The following is a 4,301-nucleotide window of genomic DNA, read 5'->3' on the forward strand; positions in this document are numbered from 1 at the left end:
CGGGCGGGCCGGAGACGGTGGAGCCGCTGCCCTGCGGCGAGGACGAGGCGAAGACCTTGTCGCCCACCACCGTCAGCGCGCCGAGGTAGAGGGCGCCCGGGGTGCTCGGCAGGTCGTGGTTGGCGGCGACGACCGGCGCGTAGGGCTGCCCGGCGCACGGGGTGCGGTCGGCCAGCGAGAGGCACAGCACCTCGCCGGTGGTCGAGACGCCGTAGACGCTGTCGCCGGCCCGGACCAGGCCGGCCAGGCTGTTGGCGCGGCTGGGCGTACCGCCGGTGCTCTCCAGGGCGACGAAGCCGCAGTTGGCCTGAGCGTCGAGGTCGAGGCAGCCGACGCCGACCGCGGTGGCGGTGACGGCGAGGTAGAGCACCTGGCCCGGGTGCTGCGGGTCGAGGACGTACTGCGGGGTCAGCGGGCTGCCGATGTCGCCGGTGGCGCCGCTGCCGAGCGGTCCGGCCGTGGTGTTCAGCGGACGCGGCCAGGGGCCGCCGGTGCAGGGCTGTCCGGTGGACAGGCTGCTGCAGACCGCCTGCGGGGCGGTGCGGGCGGCGTGGTGGTAGATGTTCCACGACCGGACCTCGCCGGCCGCCGTCCGGTGCAGGATCGGCGTGAACCCGTCGCCGCCGGTGGACTGCGGTGTCGGCCGGACGGGCGCCAGCAGCGGTGCGGCGAGGCTCGTCCCGGTGCCCCGGACCGTCCCGTTCTCGGCGCGGACGGCTGTGGTCGCCGTGCCGGGATCGGTCGTGGTGAAGCCGTTGCCGTCGGTGGACCACGACGGCGTCCAGCCGGGCGGGGCGTGCAAGGAGCCGGGGACGTACGTCTGGGCCGTGCCCGCCCCGGCGATCGGGTCGGTGACGGTGGCCGCGGAGGCGGCGGCCGTCGCGGCGTTGTCGTACCGGACGGTCCAGTTGACGGTGTCCCCGTGGTCGGCGGCGGCCGCACCGGGGTGGGTGACGTTCTGGGCGCTCTTCACCAGCGCGGACGCGGTGGCGGTGTCGTTCTCGGCCGCTCCGGCGGCACCGGGAGCGGTGGCTCCCAGGCCGAACAGGAGGAGGGCCGAGGTGAGAGCGGCGGCCGTGACGGCTCGCAGCGGACGGATCGGATGGGGCGGACGCGGGCTTTTCAGCACTGGTTTCTCCACCTCGGATCAGCGGGCGACCTGACGGACGATCAGGCCGGGCCGTCGATCAGGTTAAGCAGGTGGAAGATCTGCGCAGGGATCACTTTTTCGTATTGGTTGCATCATGAACGAATCTGACTGAACGTCAAGTCGGGCTCTCGCTCGCGCCACCGGGGAACTCGGGCGATTCGTCGACGATTGAGTCGAACGCATCCCCGGTTGTGCGCCCATCAGTTCGACGGCGATTCGATGAACGGTCTTCCCGGCCCGGGTGCTGGGGGAGCCGCGCTCGGGAGCCGCGTCGTGCCGATCGCCGCCCTTCCTCGCCGGAGGGGCGGTCTCACGCCTCGGAGGGCGCAGCGCCACCGTTCCGCTGTCGCCGACGGTGTTTGCGCATGGACACCTGAGAGCCGCAGCCGGTACTGCAGTAGAGCCCGCCCCCGTTGCGGGTGCGGTCGAGGAAGCCGAAGTGGCACGGGGGGTTCCGGCACGCCTTGATGCGCCCCCAGTCGCTGCTCTGCGCCAGCGTCGTCACCGCTGCCAGTACGGTTCCGAACACGCGCGGTACCCCCGTCTGCGGTGAGGCGAGCTCGGCACCGTCGGCCGTGACCACCGTCGCCAGCGGGTAGAGCGGGCCCGCGCGTCGTAGGTGCCGTTCGGCATGCAGCAGTTGCTCACCCTGACTGTCCTCGTCGCCCGAGTGTGCGAGGAGCACGGTCACCAGGGCATCACGCAGCTCGCGCGCGACCGCGGCGTCGGCGTCGGTCACCACGGTTTCGCCGCCGTACTCCTGGCGCTCCGACAGCCACGCCGCGAACGAGTCCCCGTCCGCGAACAGCTCCCGGCGGCCCGATCCGTCCGCGCGCGTGTTCACGAACGCGAGCACGGTCTCCACCGTCGGCGTGAGGGTGCGCGGGTTCGGTGCGGGGGATCCGGCTGCCGCAGTGGTCATGCCCCCAGACTACACCAGCGTGATCGGGGCTAATTCGTCTAGTGGGCAACCTGCCGGTCGATCGAGGTTGACTCGTTGCGAGCTAACGCCTTACGGTCGCAACATGAACAGGACATCCAACCCCCAGGCCCACCTCCGCACCTGGCTGATCACCGGCGCGACGTCCGGCATCGGCCGTGAACTGACGCTCCAGGCACTGCAGAACGGCGAAACCGTCTCGGCCCTCGCCCGCGACACCTCCCCCCTGGACGAACTGGCGCAGGCGCACGGTGAGCGCCTGCTCCTCCTCCGGGCGGACGTACGTGACGAGCGAGCCGTCCGGGACGCCGTGGACAGCACGCTCGCGCGGTTCGGCCGCATCGACGTCGTGGCCAACAACGCGGGATACGGACTGTTCGGAGCCGTCGAGGAGGCCTCCGACACCCAGGTCCGCGCCGTGTTCGACACCAATGTCTTCGGTGTGCTCAACGTGCTCCGCGCGACGCTGCCGGTGCTCCGGGCCCAGCGGTCCGGGCACGTCCTCCAGGGCTCCTCGGTCTACGGGCAGTCCGCCCACCCCGGCGTGGGTCTGCTCGCCGCCACCAAGCACGCGGTCGAGGGGTTGTCGGACGCGCTCGCGGCCGAGGTCGCACCGCTCGGCATCAAGGTCACGCTGATCCAGCCCGGCCTGACCGCGACCCCCTTCCTCGCCAACCTCGACGTCGCAGCCGGCCTGGCCGACTACGACCCGACCGTCCGCGAGGTCCAGAAGGGCATCGGCGAGCTGCCGGCGTCCGCGTTCTCCGACGCGGTGCGGATCGCCGCAGGCATCCGGACCGCGGTCGACAGCCCCAACCCGCCGCTGCGCCTGGCGCTCGGCGCCTCCAGCGCGACGGGCATGCGCCCCGCTCTGGAGGCACGGATCGCGGACCTGGACAGCTGGCAGCGCGTGACGGACGCCGTCGACGGGTAGCCCATCCCGTCGGCAGGTGGCCGATCGAGAACCTGTCGAGGGGCGCAGGGGTCACGCCCGGAAACGCCCGGCGACCGCCCGGCCCCGGCCCGGCCGGTGACACCCGGTCGTGCGGCGTGCCGCAGCCGGGGCCGGACCGGACCTCACAACGGGACGACGACCAGGCCCGCGACGTACCGGGCCAGCCGTGCCGGGCCGTGCCCGGCGAGCGCCCGGTCGACGTAGCCGGGCACCGCGGGCCGCAGACCGGCGGTGACATGGCGGAGGAGGGCGCCGCGGTCGAACTGCGGCAGCCGCCCGGGGGAGTCGAGCACGGTGCCGTCGGCGGCCCTGGCCGCACACGGACGGTGGTGGCTCAAGGCGTCGAGAAAGCTCCGGGCCACCGCGCCCGCGCCGGACTGAGGTTCGGTCAGCAGCGGGCGCAGCCGGCGGTGCACACCCTGCCGGGCGAGGTCCGCATCCGTCGCCACGGGTGGACGCGGCTCGGCGCCGGGGGCGAGGAGCGGGGCGAAGGGCACGGCCGACTCCAGCAACCCGGGCCCGTCGAGGCCGCCGAACCGGAGACCTGCGGTCTCGGCCTCGGCCGCCCGGAGCCGGAGGTCGGCGCGGACGGCGAAGGCGGGCAGCAGGGCGGCGGCCTCCGTGCAGGGCCGGCGGTCGTCCGCGACGGGATCGGCCGTGGCGCCCTTGTCGGCGCCCTCGTCGGCGTCGGCGTCCGCGGCCTCGTCGCGCCCGGGGTGGAGCAGCAGCGCGGCGGGCACGTCGAAGTGCTCTGCGGTGTACAGCAATCGGGTCAGCTGCGAGTCGGCGTCCGCCCGGCGGTCCGAGCCGATCCGCCAGACACCCGCGTGGAGGGTGAGAGTCCGCGACTGGATCAGACAGCCGAACCCCCGCCCGTCCGGTTCCACCCACCACCAGAGCAGATCGGCGCCGGTGGCCCTCCCGTGGTGGCTGTTGAACGAGACGTACCGCGCCTCGGGCGGCAGCTCCCGCAGCAGCCCCCGGCCGATCTCCTCCTCCGCCGAGAAGCTGCCGCGGAAGAGTTCCGCCGCCAGCGTCCGGCGGCGACGGCTGCGGGCGACGGCACGGCCGTCGATCGGCATACGGGCTCGGCCGGCCAGTCCCATCGGGCTGCACCCCCCTCCGGTGCCCGGGCCGGCGGCCGGGTGGCACCATCGTCGTGGTCGAGGACCCATGATGGCTCATCGCCGCCGCCGCGGACCGGGCACCGGACGGCCGCCCACCGGGCGGCGAACCCCCCACCGGGCCGGTGGGGG

3 protein-coding genes and 1 pseudogene are annotated in these 4,301 nt (G+C 73.8%); 1 reads left to right on the forward strand and 3 read right to left on the reverse strand.

Annotated features, from left to right (window positions below; genetic code table 11):
* Both ABZ641_RS27340 and ABZ641_RS27345 read right to left on the reverse strand, forming a co-directional pair.
* A pseudogene (locus ABZ641_RS27340) lies at positions 1-1,129 on the reverse strand (hypothetical protein); the annotation flags it as partial.
* 331 nt (positions 1,130-1,460) lie between these two features.
* A complete protein-coding gene (locus ABZ641_RS27345; RefSeq protein WP_359985836.1) occupies positions 1,461-2,072 on the reverse strand; it encodes a CGNR zinc finger domain-containing protein in 612 nt (203 codons plus the stop codon).
* Positions 2,073-2,175: 103 nt separating this feature from the next.
* Here ABZ641_RS27345 and ABZ641_RS27350 point away from each other — a divergent pair, with 103 nt between their 5' ends.
* A complete protein-coding gene (locus tag ABZ641_RS27350; RefSeq protein ID WP_359985839.1) occupies positions 2,176-3,024 on the forward strand; it encodes an SDR family NAD(P)-dependent oxidoreductase in 849 nt (282 codons plus the stop codon).
* 143 nt (positions 3,025-3,167) lie between these two features.
* Here the strand turns inward: ABZ641_RS27350 and ABZ641_RS27355 are convergent, their stop codons facing one another.
* Positions 3,168-4,151, reverse strand: a complete 984-nt coding sequence (locus ABZ641_RS27355) for a hypothetical protein (protein ID WP_359985841.1) — start codon at positions 4,149-4,151, stop codon at positions 3,168-3,170.
* Positions 4,152-4,301 lie beyond the last annotated feature (150 nt).

The sequence above is a fragment of the Kitasatospora sp. NPDC007106 genome (assembly GCF_040634455.1).
In the GTDB taxonomy this organism is placed as follows: domain Bacteria; phylum Actinomycetota; class Actinomycetes; order Streptomycetales; family Streptomycetaceae; genus Kitasatospora; species Kitasatospora arboriphila.